The organism is Mycobacterium sp. RTGN5 (assembly GCF_033804465.1).
GTDB lineage: Bacteria > Actinomycetota > Actinomycetes > Mycobacteriales > Mycobacteriaceae > Mycobacterium.
The window spans coordinates 238,075-259,165 of record NZ_JAPZLA010000007.1; the positions used below are offsets into that span (position 1 = coordinate 238,075).

At 67.1% G+C, this 21,091-nt stretch carries 23 protein-coding genes; 16 read left to right on the forward strand and 7 right to left on the reverse strand.

The features are described from left to right. Positions 1 to 52: 52 nt before the first annotated feature. The 6 genes from SLQ31_RS26775 to deoC all read left to right on the forward strand — a co-directional run bounded on the left by SLQ31_RS26775 (position 53) and on the right by deoC (position 4,010). Positions 53 to 1,387, forward strand: a complete 1,335-nt coding sequence (locus SLQ31_RS26775; protein WP_319437173.1) for a DUF445 domain-containing protein — start codon at positions 53 to 55, stop codon at positions 1,385 to 1,387. A gap of 90 nt (positions 1,388 to 1,477) precedes the next feature. Next, the gene (locus SLQ31_RS26780; protein ID WP_319437174.1) at positions 1,478 to 1,870 is read left to right on the forward strand and encodes a helix-turn-helix transcriptional regulator; all 393 of its coding nucleotides are present in this window, start codon (positions 1,478 to 1,480) and stop codon (positions 1,868 to 1,870) included. Between the two features lie 86 nt (positions 1,871 to 1,956). Then, positions 1,957 to 2,562, forward strand: coding sequence for a heparin-binding hemagglutinin (locus tag SLQ31_RS26785; protein ID WP_319437176.1), 606 nt, complete (start codon positions 1,957 to 1,959; stop codon positions 2,560 to 2,562). A gap of 76 nt (positions 2,563 to 2,638) precedes the next feature. Further along, positions 2,639 to 2,914, forward strand: coding sequence for a DUF2516 family protein (locus tag SLQ31_RS26790; protein WP_413643132.1), 276 nt, complete (start codon positions 2,639 to 2,641; stop codon positions 2,912 to 2,914). Positions 2,915 to 2,937: 23 nt separating this feature from the next. Then, positions 2,938 to 3,330 carry a DUF2599 domain-containing protein gene (locus SLQ31_RS26795; RefSeq protein WP_319437177.1) on the forward strand — a complete coding sequence of 131 codons (393 nt, stop codon included), beginning with the start codon at positions 2,938 to 2,940 and terminating at the stop codon, positions 3,328 to 3,330. Continuing rightward, entirely contained in the window at positions 3,330 to 4,010 is a 681-nt protein-coding gene (gene deoC / locus SLQ31_RS26800; protein WP_319437178.1) for a deoxyribose-phosphate aldolase, read from the forward strand. Before SLQ31_RS26795 ends, deoC begins: the two co-directional genes overlap by 1 nt. Here the strand turns inward: deoC and SLQ31_RS26805 are convergent. The 5 genes from SLQ31_RS26805 to SLQ31_RS26825 are packed head-to-tail and all read right to left on the reverse strand — an operon-like array spanning position 4,007 to position 7,589. Beyond that, complete coding sequence (locus SLQ31_RS26805) at positions 4,007 to 4,951, reverse strand: DUF2993 domain-containing protein (RefSeq protein WP_319437179.1); 945 nt, start codon at positions 4,949 to 4,951, stop codon at positions 4,007 to 4,009. The genes deoC and SLQ31_RS26805 overlap by 4 nt on opposite strands. Then, on the reverse strand, positions 4,948 to 5,769 hold the full coding sequence (locus tag SLQ31_RS26810) for a carbon-nitrogen hydrolase family protein (protein ID WP_319437180.1): 822 nt from the start codon (positions 5,767 to 5,769) through the stop codon (positions 4,948 to 4,950). Before SLQ31_RS26810 ends, SLQ31_RS26805 begins: the two co-directional genes overlap by 4 nt. 4 nt (positions 5,770 to 5,773) lie before the next feature. Further along, positions 5,774 to 6,556 (reverse strand): class I SAM-dependent methyltransferase, encoded by a 783-nt coding sequence (locus SLQ31_RS26815; protein WP_319437307.1) that lies wholly within the window; start codon positions 6,554 to 6,556, stop codon positions 5,774 to 5,776. Then, complete coding sequence (locus tag SLQ31_RS26820) at positions 6,549 to 7,061, reverse strand: DUF2505 domain-containing protein (protein WP_319437181.1); 513 nt, start codon at positions 7,059 to 7,061, stop codon at positions 6,549 to 6,551. Before SLQ31_RS26820 ends, SLQ31_RS26815 begins: the two co-directional genes overlap by 8 nt. A gap of 21 nt (positions 7,062 to 7,082) precedes the next feature. After that, complete coding sequence (locus SLQ31_RS26825; RefSeq protein WP_319437182.1) at positions 7,083 to 7,589, reverse strand: DUF2505 domain-containing protein; 507 nt, start codon at positions 7,587 to 7,589, stop codon at positions 7,083 to 7,085. 26 nt (positions 7,590 to 7,615) lie between these two features. On the opposite strand from SLQ31_RS26825, the gene SLQ31_RS26830 reads away from it, so the two are divergent. From SLQ31_RS26830 to SLQ31_RS26845, 4 genes are all read left to right on the forward strand, one after another. Continuing rightward, positions 7,616 to 8,680 carry a UDP-N-acetylmuramate dehydrogenase gene (locus SLQ31_RS26830; protein WP_319437183.1) on the forward strand — a complete coding sequence of 355 codons (1,065 nt, stop codon included), beginning with the start codon at positions 7,616 to 7,618 and terminating at the stop codon, positions 8,678 to 8,680. Positions 8,681 to 8,823: 143 nt separating this feature from the next. Continuing rightward, positions 8,824 to 9,771 (forward strand): hypothetical protein, encoded by a 948-nt coding sequence (locus tag SLQ31_RS26835; RefSeq protein ID WP_319437184.1) that lies wholly within the window; start codon positions 8,824 to 8,826, stop codon positions 9,769 to 9,771. Positions 9,772 to 10,004: 233 nt separating this feature from the next. Beyond that, complete coding sequence (locus tag SLQ31_RS26840; protein ID WP_319437185.1) at positions 10,005 to 10,958, forward strand: hypothetical protein; 954 nt, start codon at positions 10,005 to 10,007, stop codon at positions 10,956 to 10,958. 95 nt (positions 10,959 to 11,053) lie between these two features. Then, complete coding sequence (locus SLQ31_RS26845) at positions 11,054 to 12,457, forward strand: L,D-transpeptidase (protein ID WP_319437186.1); 1,404 nt, start codon at positions 11,054 to 11,056, stop codon at positions 12,455 to 12,457. On the opposite strand, the gene SLQ31_RS26850 is transcribed toward SLQ31_RS26845, so the two are convergent. After that, complete coding sequence (locus SLQ31_RS26850) at positions 12,441 to 13,190, reverse strand: SDR family oxidoreductase (protein WP_319437187.1); 750 nt, start codon at positions 13,188 to 13,190, stop codon at positions 12,441 to 12,443. The two genes, SLQ31_RS26845 and SLQ31_RS26850, sit on opposite strands and share 17 nt — an antisense overlap. Positions 13,191 to 13,385: 195 nt before the next feature. Between SLQ31_RS26850 and SLQ31_RS26855 the strand changes: the two genes are divergently transcribed. The 6 genes from SLQ31_RS26855 to regX all read left to right on the forward strand — a co-directional run bounded on the left by SLQ31_RS26855 (position 13,386) and on the right by regX (position 19,352). Then, entirely contained in the window at positions 13,386 to 14,669 is a 1,284-nt protein-coding gene (locus tag SLQ31_RS26855; protein ID WP_319437188.1) for an ROK family protein, read from the forward strand. Positions 14,670 to 14,721: 52 nt separating this feature from the next. Beyond that, the gene (gene mshA, locus SLQ31_RS26860; RefSeq protein ID WP_319437308.1) at positions 14,722 to 16,017 is read left to right on the forward strand and encodes a D-inositol-3-phosphate glycosyltransferase; all 1,296 of its coding nucleotides are present in this window, start codon (positions 14,722 to 14,724) and stop codon (positions 16,015 to 16,017) included. Further along, entirely contained in the window at positions 16,014 to 16,553 is a 540-nt protein-coding gene (locus SLQ31_RS26865; RefSeq protein WP_319437189.1) for a YbjN domain-containing protein, read from the forward strand. Before mshA ends, SLQ31_RS26865 begins: the two co-directional genes overlap by 4 nt. Positions 16,554 to 16,578: 25 nt before the next feature. Further along, positions 16,579 to 17,328, forward strand: a complete 750-nt coding sequence (locus SLQ31_RS26870) for a phosphoglyceromutase (protein ID WP_319437190.1) — start codon at positions 16,579 to 16,581, stop codon at positions 17,326 to 17,328. Positions 17,329 to 17,460: 132 nt separating this feature from the next. Beyond that, positions 17,461 to 18,669 carry a sensor histidine kinase gene (locus SLQ31_RS26875; RefSeq protein WP_319437191.1) on the forward strand — a complete coding sequence of 403 codons (1,209 nt, stop codon included), beginning with the start codon at positions 17,461 to 17,463 and terminating at the stop codon, positions 18,667 to 18,669. After that, positions 18,666 to 19,352, forward strand: coding sequence for a two-component sensory transduction protein RegX (regX, locus tag SLQ31_RS26880; RefSeq protein ID WP_319437192.1), 687 nt, complete (start codon positions 18,666 to 18,668; stop codon positions 19,350 to 19,352). Before SLQ31_RS26875 ends, regX begins: the two co-directional genes overlap by 4 nt. Positions 19,353 to 19,381: 29 nt before the next feature. Here regX and SLQ31_RS26885 read toward each other — a convergent pair whose 3' ends face one another. Then, positions 19,382 to 20,974: a sugar transferase gene (locus SLQ31_RS26885; RefSeq protein WP_319437193.1), complete on the reverse strand. Its 1,593-nt coding sequence runs from the start codon at positions 20,972 to 20,974 to the stop codon at positions 19,382 to 19,384. Positions 20,975 to 21,091 lie beyond the last annotated feature (117 nt).

The window sequence follows — 21,091 nt, forward strand, 5'->3', positions numbered from 1 at the left end:
TCGAACGGCAGGGTTACATTAACTGGCTCGCCGGATAGCGGATGATGGAGGAGTGGCAGCCAAACATCGCCTCCCGGCGTTGCCGACGGAGGTAGCCCCCGCGGGTACGTCGTTGGCGGAGTCGTTTGCCGGAGCCGACTCGGAGGCGGACGCACAACGACGCCGTGGGCTGCGCCGGATGAAGGCCGTCGCGCTGAGTTTTCTGATCGGCGCCACGGTGATCTTCCTGTTCTGCCGGTGGGGTCAGGCCCACGGCGGACCGGAGTGGATCGGCTACGTGGGTGCGGCCGCCGAAGCGGGGATGGTCGGTGCGCTGGCCGACTGGTTCGCCGTCACGGCGCTGTTCCGTCACCCGTTGGGGCTCAAGATCCCGCACACGGCGATCATCAAGCGCAAGAAGGATCAGCTCGGCGAGGGACTGGGCATGTTCGTGCGGGAGAACTTCCTCTCGCCGGAGGTGGTGGAGACCAAGCTCCGGGATGCCGAGGTGGCCGGCCGGCTGGGCAAGTGGCTGTCCGAACCCTCGAAGGCCGCCCGGGTCGGCAGCGAGGCCGGCACCGTGTTGCGTGTCTTCGTGGAACTGCTCAACGACGACGACATCCAACAGGTGATCGACCGCACGATCGTCAGACGGCTTGCCGAGCCGCAGTGGGGGCCGCCGGTCGGCCGGGTGCTTGCCCAGCTCCTGGCCGAGCACCGCCAGGAGGCGCTGATCCAGCTGTTGTGCGACCGGGCCTTCCAATGGGCGCTCAACGCCGGTGACACCATCGAACGGGTCGTCACCCGCGACTCGCCCACCTGGTCGCCGCGCTTCGTCGACCAGTTGGTGGGAGACCGAATCCACCGGGAGCTGATGGACTTCACCGACAAGGTGCGCCGCGACCCGAATCATGAACTGCGCCAATCGGCTACGCGTTTCCTGTTCGAGTTTGCCAATGATCTGCAGAACGACGAGGCGACGATCGCGCGCGCGGAATCGGTCAAGGAACAGTTGATGGCGCGCGACGAAGTCACTCGAGCGGCCGAAACCGCGTGGAAGACGATAAAGCGCTTGGTGCTCGACGGTGTGGACGATCCCTCGAGCGCGCTTCGCACGCGGATCACCGACTCGGTCGTGCGCATCGGGGAGTCGCTGCGCGACGACGCCGAGTTGCGCGACAAGGTGGACAACTGGATCGTCCGCGGGGCCCAGCATCTGGTCAGCCAATACGGGGCCGAGATCACCACCGTCATCACCGACACCATCGAGCGTTGGGACGGTGAGGAGGCCAGCCGCCGGATCGAATTGCACGTCGGCCGCGACCTGCAATTCATCCGGATCAACGGCACGGTGGTGGGCGCTCTGGCCGGCCTGATTATCTACACTGTGGCGCAATTCATGTTCTGACCTGCGCTAGCAGGTGCTTGCAAAAGTTAGCACCCCCACGTAGTGTGGCGACCGTACGCATCGGATACCCAACGCGACGGGAGGTGAACCATGGCGCAAGAAGGCGATCTTCAAGCTGTGGTGGCCACCGCCGCGCACGATATCGGTGGCTTCATCAGAGCGCAGCGTGAAGCCGCTCAGGTCTCGGTGCGACAGTTGGCCGAGAAGGCCGGTGTCAGCAATCCGTACCTCAGCCAGATTGAACGAGGCCTACGGAAACCCTCTGCGGAGGTGCTGAGCCAGATTGCCAAGGCGCTGCGTCTGTCGGCCGAGGTGCTCTATATCCGGGCTGGGATTCTCGAGCCCGGAGAGCCGAGCCAGGTGCACGACGCGATCATCGGAGACACCGTGATCAGCGAGCGTCAGAAGCAGGTTCTGCTCGACATCTACACGTCGTTCTGTCAGCAGAACGAAGCTGCCCGTGAGGAGCTGTCGACTGAGTAACAACGCCGACCAGCTACCTGACGAAAACCGTTAACTGACAACCGAATTCGAACATCGAACATCGAAACATCGAAAGGAGCCACATCATGGCTGACAACACCAACGTAGAAGACCTGAAGGCCCCGCTACTCGCTGCTGTCGGTGCCGCCGATCTTGCGCTGGCCACCGTCAACGAGATCCTGGCGACCCTGCGCGACCGCGCCGAGGATGCCCGTTCCGAGGCGAGCACCCGCGTCGAGGAGCGTCGCGCGGCGCTGACCAAGCTGCAGGAAGATCTGCCGCAGCGTGCCGAGGAATTGCGCGGCAAGCTGTCCACCGAGGAGCTGCGTAAGGCTGCGGAGGGCTACGTAGAGTCCGCCACCGCGACCTACAACAGCCTCGTCGAGCGCGGCGAGGCCGCCCTCGAGCGCCTGCGCAACCAGCCTGAGCTCAAGGGCGCTGCCGCCCGTGCCGAGGGCTATGTCGACCAAGCGGTCGAGCTGACCCAGGAGGCGCTGGGCAACGTGTCGTCGCAGACCCGCGCGGTCGGCGAGCGTGCCGCCAAGCTGGTCGGCGTCGACCTGCCCGCCAAGAAGGCCCCGGCCAAGGCCCCGGCCAAGAAGGCCCCCGCCAAGAAGGCGGCTCCGGCCAAGGCTGTCGCCAAGAAGGCTCCGGCCAAGAAGGCCCCGGCCAAGAAGGTCACCCAGAAGTAGGTTCGCCAAGGCAGGGCCCAGAACCTGGCCCTGTCGACGATCGAGACAAGACCCGCCTACGCTTGTAGCTGTGATGCTGCAAGGTGTGGCGGGTCTTGTTCTTGACGTCGTGTTCTGGATGGTCACCGCGGTGACCATCTACGCGTTCGTCCACGCAGCGATGCAGCGGCAGGATGCCTATGCCGCGGCCGAGAAGCTGACCAAGCCGGTATGGCTGGTGATCCTCGGTGTCGCTGGGCTGTTGTCCCTGTTCCTGGGCGTCACGGGTGTGGCGATCGCGGCCGTGGCCGCCGGTGTCTATCTGGTGGATGTCCGGCCCAAGCTGCTTGAGGTCCAGGGGAAGTCGCGCTGAGCGCACGCTTTCGCCTGGCGGCGATGCTCGTCATCGTCCCGGCCGGGCTGAGCCTGGCCGCCCCCGCCGCGGCCGACACCAATCCCGCGCCGCCGTTCATCGATCACGTCAAATGGGTGGACTGGGGAGATTTGAAAAGCCTGCGGGTGTATCCCACCCCGGCCGGCCGGGAGGCGGCCGCACAGCTCCTGAAGCCCCCGTCCGAGATCGACGAGGCCTGGGGTGAAGTGCTGACCCTGGCTCCCGAGGCGGACCTGCCCGGGATGCGGGATCAGTTCGTCTGCCACTTCCGCTTCGCGGAGTTCGGCCAACCCGGCAAGACCAGCTGGAACCTGGAGCCGTGGCGGCCAGTGGTCGACGACGAGACGATGACGCAAGCGGGCTGCAATCCCGGCGGTCTCGAAGAGCCGTTCTGATGGTGCTCTCGAGGAGCGAGGTCGCCGCGCTCGTCGACCACACCCTGCTCAAACCCGAGGCCACCGAGGCTGACGTCGCCGCGCTTGTCGCCGAGGCTGCCGATCTCGGGGTGTTCGCGGTGTGCGTATCTCCGTCGATGACTCCCGTCGCCCATAAAGCCGCTGGCGCCCATCCCGAAGGCCTCGTCATCGCCGCCGTCGCCGGCTTCCCGTCAGGCAAGCACCTGTCGGCCATCAAAGCCCGGGAGGCCGCGCTGGCCGCCGAACACGGCGCCGGCGAGATCGACATGGTCATCGACGTCGGGGCCGCGCTGGCCGGCAACGTCGCCGAGGTGGCCGCCGATATCGCGATGGTCCGGTCTGCGGTGCCCGGAGCGGTGCTGAAGGTCATCGTCGAATCGGCGGCGCTGCTCAGCCTCGCCGACGAACAGACGCTGGTGGCGGTGTGCCGGGCCGCCGAGGATTCCGGCGCCGATTTCGTCAAGACCTCCACCGGATTTCATCCCGCCGGCGGCGCATCGGTGGTCGCGGTCGAGATCATGGCCGGCACCGTCGGCGGTCGGCTGGGGGTTAAGGCCAGCGGCGGTATCCGCACCGCCGAGCACGCCGTGGCGATGCTCGACGCGGGCGCGACCCGGCTCGGGTTGTCCGGGACGCGGGCAGTTCTAGACGGGCTTTAAACGCCGGCGAAGCAGGGATCCTGCTGGCCGTTGGGGATCGTCGCGTTGCGCGTGAGGAACTTCGCGCTGACGCCGCTGTCGGTGACCGAGACGCTGTCCGCGTGAATGCCCATCGGCAGATTCTTGGTCAGCGTGGACATGAACGCGTCCAGAGCCGGCTGCACCGATTCCTTCGGCAGCATGAAGCCCAGCCCGGTCAGGCTGACCACCTGCAGGGTCAGCGCGTTGTTGATCACCGCCGGTTTGACGATCACGCTGCCCAGCCCGCCCTGCAGCTCGATGGTGCCGTCCGATGGCGAGGTGGTGACCCCGCTGATCAGACTGCCCAGGAACGGGATGGCGTCCTGCACGGTCTGCTTGATGCCGTCGCTGGACCAGGTGATGTCGGCGTCCAGCGCACCCATGGTCCCGGCTGAGTCGGCGGTTTGGTTGATCACGACATCATCGAGCAGAAGGTTGAGCTTCATGCCCTTGGCCTGGCGGATCTGGTTGCCCGCCGTCTCCACCGAGATGTCGTTGTAGTGCTTGGTGAGGTGCTGCAGCAGGAAGGGGCGAATACCGAACGAGACCTTGGTCTGGTCCTGCACCACGCAGGACACGGCCCTGGACACCACGGTGTCGGCCACATGGCGGACGTAGAGCTCGGTGCCCAGCAGCCCGGCCAGCACCACGGCCACCACGATGATCAGCGACAGGACGATCGTCAGCGGGTCGCGCAGGAACCCCCGTTTGGGTTCCTCCGGCTCCTCCGAGCCAGTCGGCGGTGCGGGAGATGCCGGGGGCGGGACGTGCGAGAACTGCTGAGTCGGCGGGTCGACCGGGCCACCCGGCCGGGGGATGTACTCGGTGGGTGTGCCCTGCCCCGGGGCTGCTTGCCACGCCGGGGTTGTCGGGTCGCCGGGGCCGACGGGATGGTTCGGACCTTGTGGCGGGTTTGTCACCTGGGCGATTCTGCCTTATCCGTCTGAGCGAACTCTGAGCGGTTACGCAGCACCCCGAGCATTTCCCGCACCGGTGCGACGCGATCGATGTCGATATCGGCCACCAGTAGTTGCGGGTCATCGCCGGCCGATGCCACGACTTCGCCGAGCGGGGAAGCAACCAGGCTGCCGCCTACGCCGGTCGGCGCCTTGGACGCCGCGGCCATCTCGTCGCCCGGATAACCCTGGTCGACCGCGGCCACGAAACACGTCGAGTCCAGGGCACGAGCGCGAGCCAGCAGGGTCCACTGCTCCAATTTGCCCGGCCCGGCGCCCCACGACGCATGGACGGTGATCAGCTGTGCGCCGCGATCGGCCAGCTCGGTGTAGAGGGTGGGGAAGCGGATGTCGTAGCAGAGGGTGAGCCCGACGCGGACGCCGTCGACGGTGATCACTACCGGCTCGCGGCCGGGCGCCACCGCGTCGGATTCAGCAAATCCGAATGCGTCGTACATGTGGATCTTGTCGTAGTGCGCGTCGACGCCCGGGCCGACGGCCAGCACCGTGTTGGTGACCCGGCCGTCGGGAACCGGGGTGAACATGCCGGCCAGCACCGTGATGCCGGAGCTGTCAGCGATGCGGCGCACCTCGTCGGCCCACGGACCGTCCAGTGGTTCGGCCACCGGGGCCAGCGGAACGCCGAACCGGCACATCATGCCTTCGGGGAAGGCGACCAACCGGGCGCCCGCGTCCGCGGCGCGACGGGTGTAGTCCTCGATCAGCTTGAGGTTCACGGCCGGGTCGGCGTCCGAGAGCAATTGGGCCAGCGCAATCCGCATGCCGTCAGCTTACGTGCGGCGCCACCGTCGACCACGGCACCGTCAGCACCGCATCGCGGGCATTGCGCCGCTGGGCCTCGATCGGAACTCCGGCGGCGCGTAGCTCGGCGAGCATCGCCCGCCAGCGGTCGCGGGGGCCGAACACCGAGTGGCCGGCCGCCGCCGCCCAGGCGCGATCCGCCGACGACAACAGGGTGTGGACCGGTTGGCCCGGAACATTTTGGTGGATAAGGACTTTCGGTAGCCGCTCGGCCAGATCCGACGGGCGCTCGATGTGCCGCGGGTCGCACGCCAGGGTCAGACTCACCGGACCTTCGCGATCCAGCAGCACCCAGCAGCAGCGCCTGCCGAGTTCGTCGCAGGTGCCGTCCAGGATCAGCCCGCCCGGTGCCAGCCGCGCCCGCATCTCCGCCCACGCCTGGTCCACCGCGTCTTCGGGGTACTGCCGCAAAACGTTGAACGCCCGCACCAGAATCGGATGCAGGCCGGCGAGTTCGAAACCGCCGACCCCGAATTCGACGCCATCGACGCCGGGCACCACTCGCGCGGGGTCGATCTCCAGGCCGACCACCCGGATGTCGCGGCGCACCGCACGCAGCCGGGACGCCAGTTCCAGTGTGGTGACGGGCAATCGGCCGTAGCCGAGGTCGACGATCACCGGGTCGGCGGCCGATTCCAGCGCGGCGCGCACCCGCGCGGAGTTCACCAGCCAGCGGTCGGCACGCCGCAGCCGATTGGCGTTGGTGGTGCCACGGGTCGGAACGCCGACCGGGCGGGGTCTAGTAATGGCCGGCGATCCAGTCGCGGGTGAAATCGCGCTCGTTGTCGAACAATCCACGTAGGCCGTCGAGCACCCACTGTTCGATCTTGCCGCCGACCAGCGGCACGTTGACCTTGCACAGGCTGCGCAGCCGTAGCTCACTACCCTCGCCGGTCGGCTGCAGCACGTAGGTTCCGTCGAAATGCAGCGGGGCCGCGGGCACCAGCGCCCGGTAGTGCCCGCCGGCCGAATTCGTTGCCGCGTCGAACGGGTCGAAGTGCTGTTCGCGGGTGATGGTGAGCCGCAACGGAACCACGGCGGCGACCAACGACGGCATGTCCCTGCGCGAGACCGTGTGGGTGAACGCGATGTCGGTGCCGTTCTCGTCGGAATTGAATCCGGTGAGCTCGGTATCGGTGTGCTTTTGGTGTTCGGCGATCAGGTCTTCCCAATACGCGGGGCTGGTGAAGCTCTGATAGAGGTCGGCCACGGGTTTGTCGAGTCCGATGACGTAGTCCATGCGGCGGGACATGAGCCAACCGTACCTGCGGCGTCAGCCGTTCTCAGCGATCCACATGGTGGTGAACCGTTGCTCGGCGATCAGCAGGTCAACGAGCTGATTGCCGATGAAGTTCTCCACCTTGCCGCCGACCAGTGGGATCCGAACCTCGACGGTGGCCCGGAAAGCCAAGTGCGCCCGCAACTCTGACGGCGTCAGTGCGGCGCTACCGGTCAAGGTCACCGGTGCGCGGGGGATGCTGCCACTGACGGTGGCCTCGGCCTGGCCGTCCACCAGCCCGGTCCAGCTCTCCGCGCGCCGGATTTCCAGATCGCCGTGGTGAAACTGGGTGACGACGGCAGGCAACCGGTCGGCCCGCAGCACCTGGGTGGTGCTCACCTCGACGCCACCGTCGGCGGTCAATCGGATCGAGTTCAGTGTCGCGTCGTCGGCACCGGAATCGGCCAACCGGGCCAACCAGTACTGCTCGTCGAGGAATGCCTGGTGGATCTGCTCGACGCTGCCCTCGTAATCGGTGGCCATGTCGAAGGAACGAGGCATAGCTGGTGAGGCTACCGTTACGGCCTGTGGCATCCCCGGAGGACTACGGCGGCGCGGCGGTTGCCGAGAACGTTCCGCTGGCCCCGCTGACCACCCTGCGGGTCGGCCCGATCGCGCGCCGCGTCATCACCTGCACCACCGCTGAGCAGATCGTGGCGACCCTGGGCGCCGTCGACGACGCAGACGGCCCGGTCCTGGTACTGGCCGGCGGGTCCAATGTCGTGATCGCCGACGACCTCACCGAGCTGACGGTCGTCCGGCTGGCCAACCAGTCCATCAGCGTCGATGGTGGACTGCTGTGCGCCGAAGCCGGCGCCATCTGGGACGACGTGGTGGTCGCCGCCGTGGCGGCCGGCTTGGGCGGGTTGGAGTGTCTGTCCGGGATTCCCGGGTCGGCCGGTGCGACCCCGGTGCAGAACGTCGGTGCTTACGGCGTCGAGGTGGCCGACTATCTGACGCGAGTTCGGCTGCTGGATCGCCGAAGTTCGCAGGTGTGCTGGGTGCCCGCCGGTGAACTCGGGCTGGGATACCGGCACAGCGACCTGAAGAACTCCTCGGATGCGGTGGTGCTCGAGGTGGAGTTCGCCCTCGACGACACCGGCCGGTCGGCCCCGCTGCGGTACGCGGAGCTGACCCGGGCCCTTGGTGTGCCGGTGGGTGAGCGCGCCCAGCCCGCTGAGGTACGCGCCACCGTGCTGGGGTTGCGCGCACGCAAAGGCATGGTGCTCGACGCCGGTGACCACGACACCTGGAGCGTTGGGTCGTTCTTCACCAATCCCGTTGTGCCCGCGGGCCGGTTCGACGACCTGCAGGCCCGCTGTGACGATCCGGTGCCGCACTATCCGGCACCCGACGGCGTCAAATTGGCCGCCGGCTGGCTGGTCGAGCACGCCGGCTTCGGCAAAGGCTTCCCCGGCACCGGCGGCGCGCCGTGTCGGCTATCGACCAAGCATGCGCTTGCGGTGACCAACCGTGGCGGCGCGACCACCGCCGACGTGCTGGCGCTGGCACGTACCGTCCGCGACGGCGTGCGGGACGTGTTCGATATCACGCTGCTGCCCGAACCCGTGCTGATCGGTTGTTCGCTGTAGCGAGCAGACCTGAGAAATTTCCAGCAATTGGTGTAAGCCGGCTTATATTTGGGTACTAGGCGGGCGCCAAGCAGTCTGAAAGTTTGCCCACACAACACTCGGGGGTCTCGATGGTCATCGCCACAAAATATGGTCAGCGCCGGATGCCGGCAGTCCGAACGTGGCTCGGTGCTGGCGTTCTGGCCGCGGGCATGGGCGTTGCTGTGGTGGGTGCGGCTGGGGTGGCTCAGGCCGACACCGGAGGCCACTCCGCTACGGGCTCGGCCGCGAACAAGACCGACGCTGGGCCGTCGGTAGGGACGAAGCGTGCCGCGGCTGCCTCAGGCAAGACAACGGGCGCATCGGCGACTGCAGCGGCGCGTCTGTCGCGGGCCGCGGTCAAGCCCGCCCCGATCAGCTCCGCCACGGCTAAACCTGCCGCAGCCAGCCCCGCCGCCATCCTCCCGCCGCTCACGATCACCCGTTCTGGCGGCGCGAGCGTGAACACCCCGATCGGTCCCATTTCGGTATCTGTGGGTGCGACGCTTCCGGTCCCGTTCACGGACGGCCCGTTGGCAATCAGCCTGAAGGCAACTACCCCATTCGGTAATGGCCAAGGTTCGTTGACCGGATCGCAATCGGTGACGCCAGGGCTCCCGCCAATCAACACGCTGACCCTCAATCAGGGGACCCTGGTTCTGCCCAAGCAGACCGCGTTCCTGGTCAGCGCCATGGGGCCGGCCGTCGTCGGCGGCAATTCGTTGTCGCTTAGCGCGCGCACATTCGCTGCCGCGGCACAGCGGGGCGACGTGATAGGCGCACTGACCGCAGTGCTGTCTGCTGCGCCCAACTTCGCCAATGCGGTCATGTTCGGCCGTGGCACCTACACGCTGCCTCTTATTTCCTCCATCAATGACGACGCCCAATCGGTAGAACTGCATGTGCCGGTCGGCGGGTGGTTCGCCCCGCTGGCGCCGGCGTCGGTGAGTTTCACGGACTTCACCTACGTCGACGAGTCGGGGCTCACCTACAAGGTCAACGGCGGGGAAATTGAATTCACCGGCACGAAGTTCGGGGGCGCGGTGCCCGCGTTCTTCGCAATGTTCGGCTAAGGGTCTGGGCCGTCATTGCGGGACGTGTTCAGTATCACGATGATGGCCGGACCCCTGCCGATCGGTTGTTCGCTGGGGTCCGGTCCTCTCGCCACCTGATCGGCGGATTCCGCACCCTTGCCGCGACACGACCCATAAGATTCCTGATAATTAACCCGGGCGATGAAAAATAGGCAAAATGGTGGGCATCAGCCCGCTCACGGGTTAGCTTCGAGAACTTACGGGGGATGCAAATGGCTTCTGGGACCACTAAAACTGCGCAGCGCGGACGCAACCGCACGCTCGGGGTCAAAACTTGGCTGGGTGCGGGCGCTCTGACGCTGGGCGTGGGGGCTGCCCTGGCGGGCGCTTCCGGGGTGGCCCAGGCCGACACCGGCGGGCACCAGGCCGCGAGTTCGGCCTCGTCCAGTTCGTCGGCCAAGCCAGCCACCGGGCCGAAGCGCAGCGCGGCCTCGGTCTCGACCAGACGGGCGAGCGCATCGCCGGCCAAGGCGTCGAGCAAGCCTGCCGCGGCCAGCGTGAAGGCCGCTGCCGTCCCGGCCGCATCGCAAACCAACACGACCACTCAGACGGTCAATACCCCAATTGGCCCGATCACCGTGGTGATCAGCGCGACCGTTCCCGACGCCGGTGAGAGCGGCGCGGTCGAATTGGCCCTGAACGCGAGGACCCCGCTGGGTAACGCGAAGTTCTCGTTGGCCGGGCTGGAAACCTTCACCGCGACTCCCACCCCCAAGGCCCAAATCTCGATCACGGACGGCACGCTGGTCGTGCCCGCCCCGGTGGCCTTCCTGGTGAGTTCTGCGGGCTCCGCGGTGCTGGGCGCCCTCTCGGCCTACAACAGCGCGACCTCGTTCTTCACCTCGCTGCAGAGCGGAAACATCATGGGGGCGGCGCAGGCCTTCCTCACGGGTGGGCCCAAGCTGACGAACGCCCTTCTGTTCGGCCAGCAGTCACTCACGTTGCCGATCGATCTCGGCGCAACGGGGCAGACCGCACAGTTGAGCATTCCGTTCGGCGGGTTCTTCGCGCCGCTCAAGCCGGTGACGGTGACCTGGGCGGGTTACAGCTACGTGGACGAATCCACCGGTGCTGAAGTCACCGTCGACCCGGTCGACATCTCGTTTGCGGGCACGCGGTTCGGCGGTGTCGGTCAGGCGTTGCTGCAACTGTTCGGTCTGGCCTAGGTCCCGGCCGCTGCAGGGCGCTGTAGGACGCTGTAGGGCAAGCCAGAGGCTCTCAATTGGCAGCACGGCGGCTGGGTTCCGTATCTTGGATTGACGTGAGCCCAGCCGACCGACTGCCGCCGATCAATCGGCGACGCGCTTTGACAGCGCTGGTCCTTGGTGTGGCCGTCCCCAGTGCGCTCGCCGCGTGTGACAAGGTGCCCGGCAAACAGACCGCGGCGTCGGGGCCGCCGCCCAAGGCGTCGCTGAACTTCACCCCCGCGGCCGACAGCAAGGACGTTCTGCCCACCGCTGCGCCCAGCCTCCAGATCAAGGACGGCTGGCTGCAGCATGTGACCCTGACCAATGCCGACGGCAATCCCGTCGCCGGGGTGCTCAACCGTGACCGCACCGCCTTCACCGTCACCGAGCCACTGGGCTACGGCGTGTCGTACACGTGGGCCGGTTCGGCGGTCGGCCGCGACGGGAAGGCGCTGCCCGTCGCCGCCTCGTTCACGACCGTGGACCCGACGACCAAGGTCAACGGCCAGTTCCAGCTCTCTGACGGGCAGACCGTCGGGGTGGCCGTGCCGATCATCCTGCAGTTCGACGCCGCGATCGACGACGAGCACAAGCCCGATGTGGAAAAGGCGCTGACCGTCACCACAACCCCCCCGGCCGAGGGCAGCTGGGCGTGGCTGCCCGACGAGGCCGGGGGCTCCCGGGTGCACTGGCGGACCCGGGAGTACTACCCGGCCGGGACCAAGGTCCACGTGGATGCCCGCCTCTACGGCGTGAAGTTCGGCCAGGACGCCTACGGCGCGGCCGATTCGACGCTGGACTTCGACATCGGCCGCCGCCAGGTCGTCAAGGCCGATGCCACCTCGCACCGCATCCAGGTGATCACCGACGACGGCGTCACCATGGATTTCCCGTGCAGCTATGGCGAGGCCGACAAACCCCGCAACGTCACCCGCAGCGGTATCCACGTCGTCAGCGAGAAGTACGCCGATTTCTATATGACGAACCAGGCCGCCGGCTACAGCAATGTGCACGAGCGCTGGGCCGTGCGGATTTCCAACAACGGTGAGTTCATCCACGCCAACCCGGCCTCGTCGGGTGCGCAGGGCAACACCAACGTCACCAACGGCTGCATCAACCTGTCCACCGGCGACGCCGAGCAGTACTTCGGCACCGCCGTCTACGGCGATCCGGTCGAGGTGACCGGCACCGACATCCAGCTGTCCTACGCCGACGGCGACATCTGGGACTGGGCGGTGGACTGGAACGAATGGAAGTCCATGTCGGCGCTGTCCGACACAAAGCCGGAGACCAGCATGCCCAGCAGTGCGCCGGCCACCCCGACCGATGCGCCGACGCTGTCGGGCACGCCCACCACGACAACGACAACGACGAGTCCTACGACGACGTCGAGTAGTCCCACGACAACGACGAGCCCGACGACGACTGGGACGACGTCGAGCCCGACGACAACGCGGACGGCTACGACCGGCGGTTGAATCGGCTGGCGCTGGCCTGATCCCGGGGCCGGATGACGATCTGGTCCAGGTTCACGTGCGACGGGCGTGAGGCGACGAAGCCGATCACCTCGGCGACGTCGGCCGCCACCAGCGGCGTGATGCCGGTGTAGACCTTTTCGGCGCGCTGCTCGTCACCGCCGAAGCGCACCAGGGAGAACTCCGTCTCCACCGCGCCGGGCGCAATCTCGGTGAGCCGCACCGGTTTTCCGAGTAGCTCGCCGCGCAGGGTCCGGTGCAGCGCGCCTTGGGCATGTTTGGCGGCGGCGTACCCGCCGCCGCCGTCATAGACCTCCAGGGCGGCGATCGACGTGACGGTGACGATCAGCCCATCTCCGGACTCGACGAGCTTGGGCAGCAATGCCCTTGTCACCCGCAATGTCCCGACGACATTGGTCTCCCACATCCAGCGCCAATTCTCGAGGTCCGCCTCGGCGATCGGCTCCAGTCCTTTGGCGCCGCCGGCATTGTTGACCAACACATCGACTCGAGTCAGGGTCGCGGCCAAGGCTTCGACGGCGGCATCGTCTGTGACGTCGGCCACAACGGCGGTGCCGCCGATCTCGTCGGCCAGCCGTTGCAGGCGATCCGCCCGCCGGGCTACCACGACGACGTGAAAACCAAGGACGGCAAGGGCTTTGGCCGTTGCCTCGCCGATACCGCTGCTCGCACCGGTGACCACCGCTACGCGTGAATGGGCGTCTGGAAGTGTCATCTGTCCAACTCTAGTAACTGTGCTAAGTTCTTCCCGTGATCCGTTTGAGTCTGACCAGCTGTCTGGTCGCGCACACCGCGTGTTGTTGTCACGCGATTCGCTGCGCCTGACAGACCCGGACACTTCTTCTTTAGTCCCGCTCAAGTCGCCAGGTGTGGCATAAGCCCCCACTCCGACTCGAGAAGGACACCCCCTATGCGCACCGTCGCACTTTCCTCCCATGACCCGCTCCGTACTGCGGCTCGGCCGCATCCGTTGCGGACCCGCCACCACATCGTGGCCCCGTCACTGCGGATCCCCGACGCCGCTGCCGCGTCGGTGTTCGCGGCGGTACGTCAGCGGGGCGCCATCGGCCGGGATGTGATCGCGCAGGTCACCAACCTGTCGATCGCCACGGTGAACCGCCAGGTCACCGCCCTGCTGGACGCGGGCATCCTGCGCGAGCGCGCCGACCTCGCCGTCTCCGGCGCGATCGGTCGGCCGCGCGTTCCCGTCGAGGTCAACCACGAGCCGTTCCTGACGCTCGGTGTCCACATCGGCGCGCGGACCACCAACATCGTCGCGACCGACTTGCTCGGCCGCACCCTCGACGCCGTCGAGACCCCGACACCGCGCGGCGGACAGGCTGCCGCACTGGCCTCCCTGGCCGGCAGCGCCCGCCGCTACCTGAGCCGCTGGCATCGCCGCCGTCCGCTGTGGATCGGCGTCGCGATCGGTGGTGTGGTCGACAGCGTCACCGGCCACGTCGACCACAGCCGACTGGGCTGGACGCAGGCCCCGGTCGGCCCGGTGCTCGCCGAGGCGTTGGGCCTGCCGGTGTCGGTGGCTTCCCACGTGGACGCGATGGCCGGTGCCGAGGTCCTGCTCGGTCTGCGACGCCCGCCGGCCCCGACGTCGAGCAGCCTGTACGTATACGCCCGCGAGACAGTCGGTTTCGCGCTGGTGATCGGTGGGCGGGTGCACAGCCCATCCAGCGGCCCGGGCACGATCGCTGCTCTGCCCGTGGTCTCCGAATTGCTCGGCGGCAGTGGACAACTGGAATCGACGGTCAGCGACGAGGCCGTGCTGGCCGCGGCCCGCAAGCGCGGCATCGTGCCCGCGTCCGGCCCCGGTGCCTCGATGGCCACCCTGCTGCGTACCGCCCGGCAGGCTGATACCCCCGCCGCGCTCGGCGCCCAGGAGCTGCTGGCCGAGCGGGCCCGCGTGCTCGGCGGGGCGGTGGCGCTGTTGCGCGACATGCTCAACCCCGACGACCTCGTCGTCGGCGGTCAGGCGTTCACCGAGTATCCCGAGGGCATGGCGGCGGTCGAGGCGGCGTTCGCTGAGCGCTCGGTGCTGCCGGCCCGCGACATTCGGGTGACTGCGTTCGGCAACCGGGTGCAGGAAGCCGGGGCCGGCATCGTGTCACTGGGCGGGCTGTACGCGGACCCGATCGGCGCTTTGAGACGGGCGCAGAACCGCCGCGACACCGCGGTGTAAAGATGGAGGCGTGCGGTACGCCCGGGAACTGACTGACAGTTCGATCGATGGCATGCCGCGTCGGGTGGCGGTGTTGTCGGTCCACACCTCACCGCTGGCGCAGCCCGGCACCGGCGATGCCGGCGGGATGAACGTCTACGTACTGCAGACCGCGCTGCACATGGCGCGGCGCGGGGTTGAGGTGGAGATCTTCACCCGCGCGACGTCGTCGTCGGACGAGCCGCTGGTCCGGGTCGCGCCTGGCGTCCTTGTGCGCAATGTGGTCGCGGGCCCTTTCGAGGGACTCGACAAGTACGACTTGCCGACTCAGTTGTGTGCGTTCACCGCCGGTGTACTGCGCGCCGAGGCCAACCACGAGCCCGGCTACTACGACATCGTGCATTCGCACTATTGGCTGTCCGGTCAGGTCGGCTGGCTGGCCCGCGACCGCTGGACCGTGCCGCTGGTACACACCGCCCACACGCTGGCCGCGGTGAAGAACGCCGCACTGGCCGACGGCGATGCGCCGGAACCACCGTTGCGCGCGGTGGGCGAACAGCAAGTGGTCGACGAGGCCGACCGGCTGGTCGTCAACACCGAAGATGAAGCCCACCAATTGATTTTGCTGCACAATGCCGACCCCCGGCGGATCGATGTGGTCTATCCGGGCGTCGATCTCGAAACGTTCACTCCCGGCGACCGGGGGGCCGCGCGGGCCGCGCTCGGCTTGCGGGCTGACGAGCGGGTGGTCGCTTTCGTCGGGCGCATCCAGCCGCTGAAGGCACCCGATGTGCTCTTACGCGCGGCCGCGCAACTGCCCGGCGTTCGGGTGCTGGTCGCCGGCGGTCCGTCCGGCAGTGGGTTGGCGGCACCCGACGTCTTGGTGGGTCTTGCCGCCGAATTGGGTATTGCAGACCGGGTGACCTTCCTTCCCCCGCAGTCGCGCGAGCAGCTGGTCAACGTCTACCGGGCAGCCGATCTGGTTGCGGTGCCCAGCTATTCGGAATCGTTCGGACTGGTGGCCGTCGAGGCGCAGGCCTGCGGCACACCGGTGGTCGCCGCCGCAGTGGGCGGGCTGCCGGTCGCGGTGGCCGACGGGGTCAGCGGGGCACTGGTGTCCAACCATGACCCCGCCCAGTGGGCCGACGCGATCGCCGGGTTGCTGCGGCGCGACCCCCACGAGCTCAGGGCCGCCGCGGTGGCACACGCGCAGCACTTCTCCTGGGCCAACACCGTCGACGGCCTGCTGGACAGCTACGGCCGGGCGATCACCGACTACGCCGGTGCCCGGCGCCGCCGCGCGGCGGGTGACGCATTGGCCCGGCGCAACGGCAGGCGCTGGTCGATGCGGCGCGGCGTGCGGGCATGAGCTCGAACGTTCAGCAGGTCATCGAGGATGCGCTGACCGAGCACGGCCTGGTCTACAGCCGCCACGAAGGTGCCAACGGCGGGCTCGCGGGGCTGATCGTCGAGCTGCCGGGGGAGCGCAAGCTCAAGACCAACACGCTGTTGAGCATCGGTGAGCATTCGGTGCGCGTCGAGGCGTTCGTCTGCCGTCAGCCCGACGAGAACCACCAGGGGGTCTACCGATTCCTGCTCAAGCGCAACCGCCGGCTCTACGGTGTGGCCTACACGCTGGACAACACCGGCGACATCTACCTGGTCGGGCGGATGGCGCTCGAATCGGTGACCGCAGACGAGCTCGACCGGATACTCGGGCAAGTACTCGAGGCCGTCGACGCCGACTTCAACACCTTGCTGGAGCTGGGCTTCAAGTCGTCCATCCAGAAGGAGTGGGCGTGGCGGGTATCGCGCGGTGAATCGCTGAAGAATCTGGCGGCTTTCGAGCATCTGATCGACGACGAGGCGAACGAGAACGTAGACGGGAACGGCCGCGACCACTGACCGTGGGCGTGAGAGGATTTCGGGCATGGGAGACACCGCCACGCTGGTCCTGCTGCGCCATGGCCAGAGCGAATGGAACAAGTCGAACCAGTTCACCGGCTGGGTGGACGTTGACCTCACTGACCTCGGCAGGCAGGAGGCAACCCGCGGCGGGAAGCTGATGGCCGAGCAGGGCCTGCTGCCCGACGTGCTGTACACCTCGCTGCTGCGGCGCGCGATCACCACCGCGCATCTGGCGCTCGACGCTGCCGACCGGCTCTGGATTCCCGTGCACCGCGACTGGCGGCTCAACGAGCGCCATTACGGCGCGCTGCAGGGCCTGGACAAGGCTGCGACGAAGGAGAAGTACGGCGAGGAGCAGTTCATGCTGTGGCGACGCAGCTACGACACGCCCCCACCGCCGATCGAGGCGGGCAGCACCTACAGCCAGGACACCGATCCGCGCTACGCCGACATCGGCGGGGGACCGCTGACCGAGTGCCTGGCCGACGTCGTCGCCCGCTTCGTGCCCTACTTCACCGAGACGATCGTCCCGGATCTGCAGGCCGGTAAGACGGTGCTGATGGTCGCGCACGGCAACTCGCTGCGTGCGCTGGTGAAGTACCTGGACGGCATGTCCGACGACGATGTCGTTGGCCTGAACATCCCGACCGGCATCCCGCTGCGTTACGACCTGGACGCGGACCTGAAACCGCTGGTGGCAGGCGGTACCTACCTGGATCCCGAGGCCGCCGCCGCAGGTGCTGCCGCGGTGGCCAGTCAGGGCGCCAAATAGCGGCTGCTGCGCCCCCGGTTTGGCAAACGCCGGGTAAACGACGGCGGAATACATGCGTGCTGACGGTGTGACGTGGCCCGAATTAGCCGCACGCTGCTGGGATGACGTTCACCCAATGCGTACGCTTTGCGTGTGAGTGTTGTCTCGGTGGCACTATCGGTCACCGTCGCGGCGCTGGTAGCGCTCGGTCTCGGTTTCGGAATCGGGGCCGCACTCACCCCACGCATCCTCGAACGCAGGCAGCGCCGGGCGCTCACCGAAGCAGGGATCACCGTCTCGCAGATGTTGCAGCACGTGGTGTCGTTGGCCCCGATCGGCATGGTGGTCGTCGACTCGCATCGCGACGTGGTGTTCGTCAACGACCGGGCCATGGAGCTCGGCCTCGTGCGTGATCGGCAGCTCGACGAGCGGGCCTGGAGCGCGGCCCAGCGGGTGCTGGCCACCGGGGAGGGCGTCGAGGTCGATCTGTCGCAGCAGCCGCAGCGGGCTGCGCCCGGCCGCTCGGGGTTGTCGGTGCGCGGGCATGTTCGGCTGTTGAGCAAGCAGGATCCCCGATTCGCCGTGGTCTACGTCGACGATCAGTCCGAGCAGGCTCGCATGGAGGCCAGCCGGCGCGATTTCGTGGCCAACGTCAGCCACGAACTCAAGACACCGGTCGCCGCGATGGGCGTGCTGGCCGAGGCACTGCTGGAGTCGGCCGAAGACCCCGATACCGTGCATCACTTCAGCCGCAAGATCCTCACCGAATCCCAGCGGTTGGCCAATATGGTCCGTGAGCTGATCGAACTGTCCCGTCTGCAGGGCGCGGAGCCGCTGCCGGATTTGGCCGGAGTTGACGTGGATTCCGTTGTCAGTGAGGCTATTTCGCGCCACAAGGTGGCAGCCGACAACGCCGACATCACGGTCACCACCGATGCGCCGAACGGGTTCCGGGTGCTGGGCGATCAATCGTTGTTGGTCACCGCGCTGGCGAACCTGATCTCCAATGCGATCGCATACTCACCGGATGGTTCGAAGGTCTCGATCAGCCGCCGCCGTCGCGGCGACAACATCGAGATCTCGGTCACCGACCGGGGAATCGGCATCGCCCGCGCCGATCAGGAGCGGGTGTTCGAACGATTCTTCCGGGTCGACAAAGCGCGCTCCCGTGCCACTGGCGGCACTGGTCTGGGGTTGGCCATCGTCAAGCATGTGGCGGCCAACCACAACGGCAGTATCCGGCTGTGGAGCCAGCCGGGGACCGGCTCGACGTTCACCCTGTCCATTCCCGCCTATCCCAACAAAGACGATGACGAACCGGCCGACCAATCGGCCATTGACCAGGAGGCACTACGCCAATGACCAATGTGTTGATCGTGGAGGACGAAGAATCGCTGGCCGACCCGCTGGCTTTCCTGCTTCGCAAGGAGGGATTCGAAGCCACCGTGGTGGGTGACGGACCGTCCGCCCTGGCGGAATTCGACCGATCCGGCGCCGACATCGTGCTGCTGGATCTCATGTTGCCGGGAATGACCGGCACCGATGTCTGTAAGCAGCTGCGCGCGCGCTCCAGCGTGCCGGTGATCATGGTCACCGCACGCGACAGCGAGATCGACAAGGTGGTCGGTCTTGAGCTCGGTGCCGATGACTACGTCACCAAGCCGTACTCGGCGCGCGAGCTGATCGCCCGCATCCGGGCCGTGCTGCGCCGCGGCACCGACACCGAAGACTCCGGCATCGGCGACGCGATCCTCGAGGCAGGCCCGGTGCGGATGGACGTCGAGCGTCACGTCGTCACGGTCAACGGCGAGCCGATTACGTTGCCGCTCAAGGAATTCGATCTGCTGGAGTACTTGATGCGCAACAGCGGACGGGTGCTCACCCGCGGCCAGCTCATCGATCGGGTATGGGGTGCGGACTACGTGGGGGACACCAAGACCCTCGACGTCCACGTCAAGCGCCTGCGGTCGAAGATCGAGGGCGATCCGGCCAACCCGGTGCACCTGGTCACGGTGCGCGGGCTTGGCTACAAGCTGGAGGGCTAGCCGGGCGAGGGTGGCGGCGCCAACCGGGTTTAGTAGGCGCCGTCGCCCTTCAGAACGGTCTTGATCGTCTTGACGATGATCACCAGATCCTTGATCGGCGACCAGTTCTCGATGTAGCTCAGGTCGAGCCGGACGGCGTCCTCGGCTTGGAGGTCAGAGCGCCCGCTGATCTGCCACAGGCCGGTCAAGCCGGGCTTGACGCTCAATCGCCGGCGAACCAGGTAGTCGTACGAGTCGACTTCGCGGCGAACCTGCGGCCGGGGCCCGACAACACTCATCTCACCGCGCAGCACGTTGATGAGCTGCGGCAGCTCGTCGATGCTGTATTTCCGGATGACCTTGCCGACCTTGGTGATCCGAGGATCGTCCTTGGCCTTCCAGAACATCGGGCTGGTGCCGTCGGCGGCGATCATCGCCGACGTGCCGGCGTCGGCGCCCTCGACCATGCTGCGGAACTTGAGCATCCTGAATGTGGTGCCCTTGAGTCCGATCCGTTCGGACACGTAGAAAACCGGTCCGGGGCCCGACAGCCGCACGGCCAGTGCGGCGAGCATAAACAGCGGGGCGACCACGACCATCGCGAATGTGGTCAACACGACGTCGAAGGCCCGCTTGGCGGCCGAGTTCGCCCCTTCGTGCTGAGGTTTGGTCACCTCGAACATGGCCATGCCTGCGACCGGGCGGCTGTGCAACCGATCCTCGGCGATGTCGACGAGCCCCGGGGCAATCATCAGATCCACGCCAAGGGAGTCGAGTTCCCAGATCAACCGCCGGATCTCGGTGGGGTGTAGGTGATCGGTGGCCGCCAGCGCGACGGTGTGCGCCCCGGTGCGGCGCACGGCATCGGCGATGGCCTGGTCGATCCCGACGATGGGGATGGCCTGTCCGTCCACGTCGATGCTGGGGTTGCGCGATGTCGGTCCGGTGGGCGTGCAGATCCCGACGACGCGGTACCCGGCGCTGGGATCTCGGACGAAGGTGGCGGCAACGTCGGTGGCCGATCTTGAGCTACCCACAACGAGTACCGACACCTGATGCTCGGCACGGCTGAGCTCGGCGGCCGCCACCTGCCGCCAGTGGCGACGACTCAGCAGCAGTCCGATCAGACCGGCCGGAAAGGCGACGGCGAGATACGTACGCGAGACGTCGATGTGCAACAGCAGCGCACCGATCGCGATCAGGCCAAACAGCTGGAGGGTGGCAAGAGTGACGCTGGTGTACTCGCTGACCCGGCGGCCGACCAACCGGCGTGCGCGGTATCCGTTGAGACCCAGCGCCGCCATCCACAGTGCGGCCAGGGCGGCCGAGCCGACGGCGTAGGTCGGCAAGGCATCCGGCTGGCCGGCAAACACGACGACCGTGGCGACAGCCAACATCAGGCAAATAATTACGGCGTCGGACTGGACCATTCGCTTGGAATGCCGGACGTGTTGTGCTTCGCGCCGTGATGGCCGTGTCTGGGGCCAAAGCGGGGGGATGCTGTTCTCGTCAAATAACGCTGAGGTTGAGTTTTGGCGAAGATCTGCATCCCAGTTGTTACCAACTGAGATGTGGTTATCAGATTGCTCGGCCAACACAGCGAAAGTATGCCTTCGGTATCGGAGAACTGCTATTGACTGCACCGTAACTCCGAGTGGGCGCCAAGGCAACCACTGCGTCAGATGAAATTGGTCACGTGTTTTGCGCGCCGTGATGCAGATTTAGCAAATAAACAGCTCGGCAGATTTGCTGACGAGTCC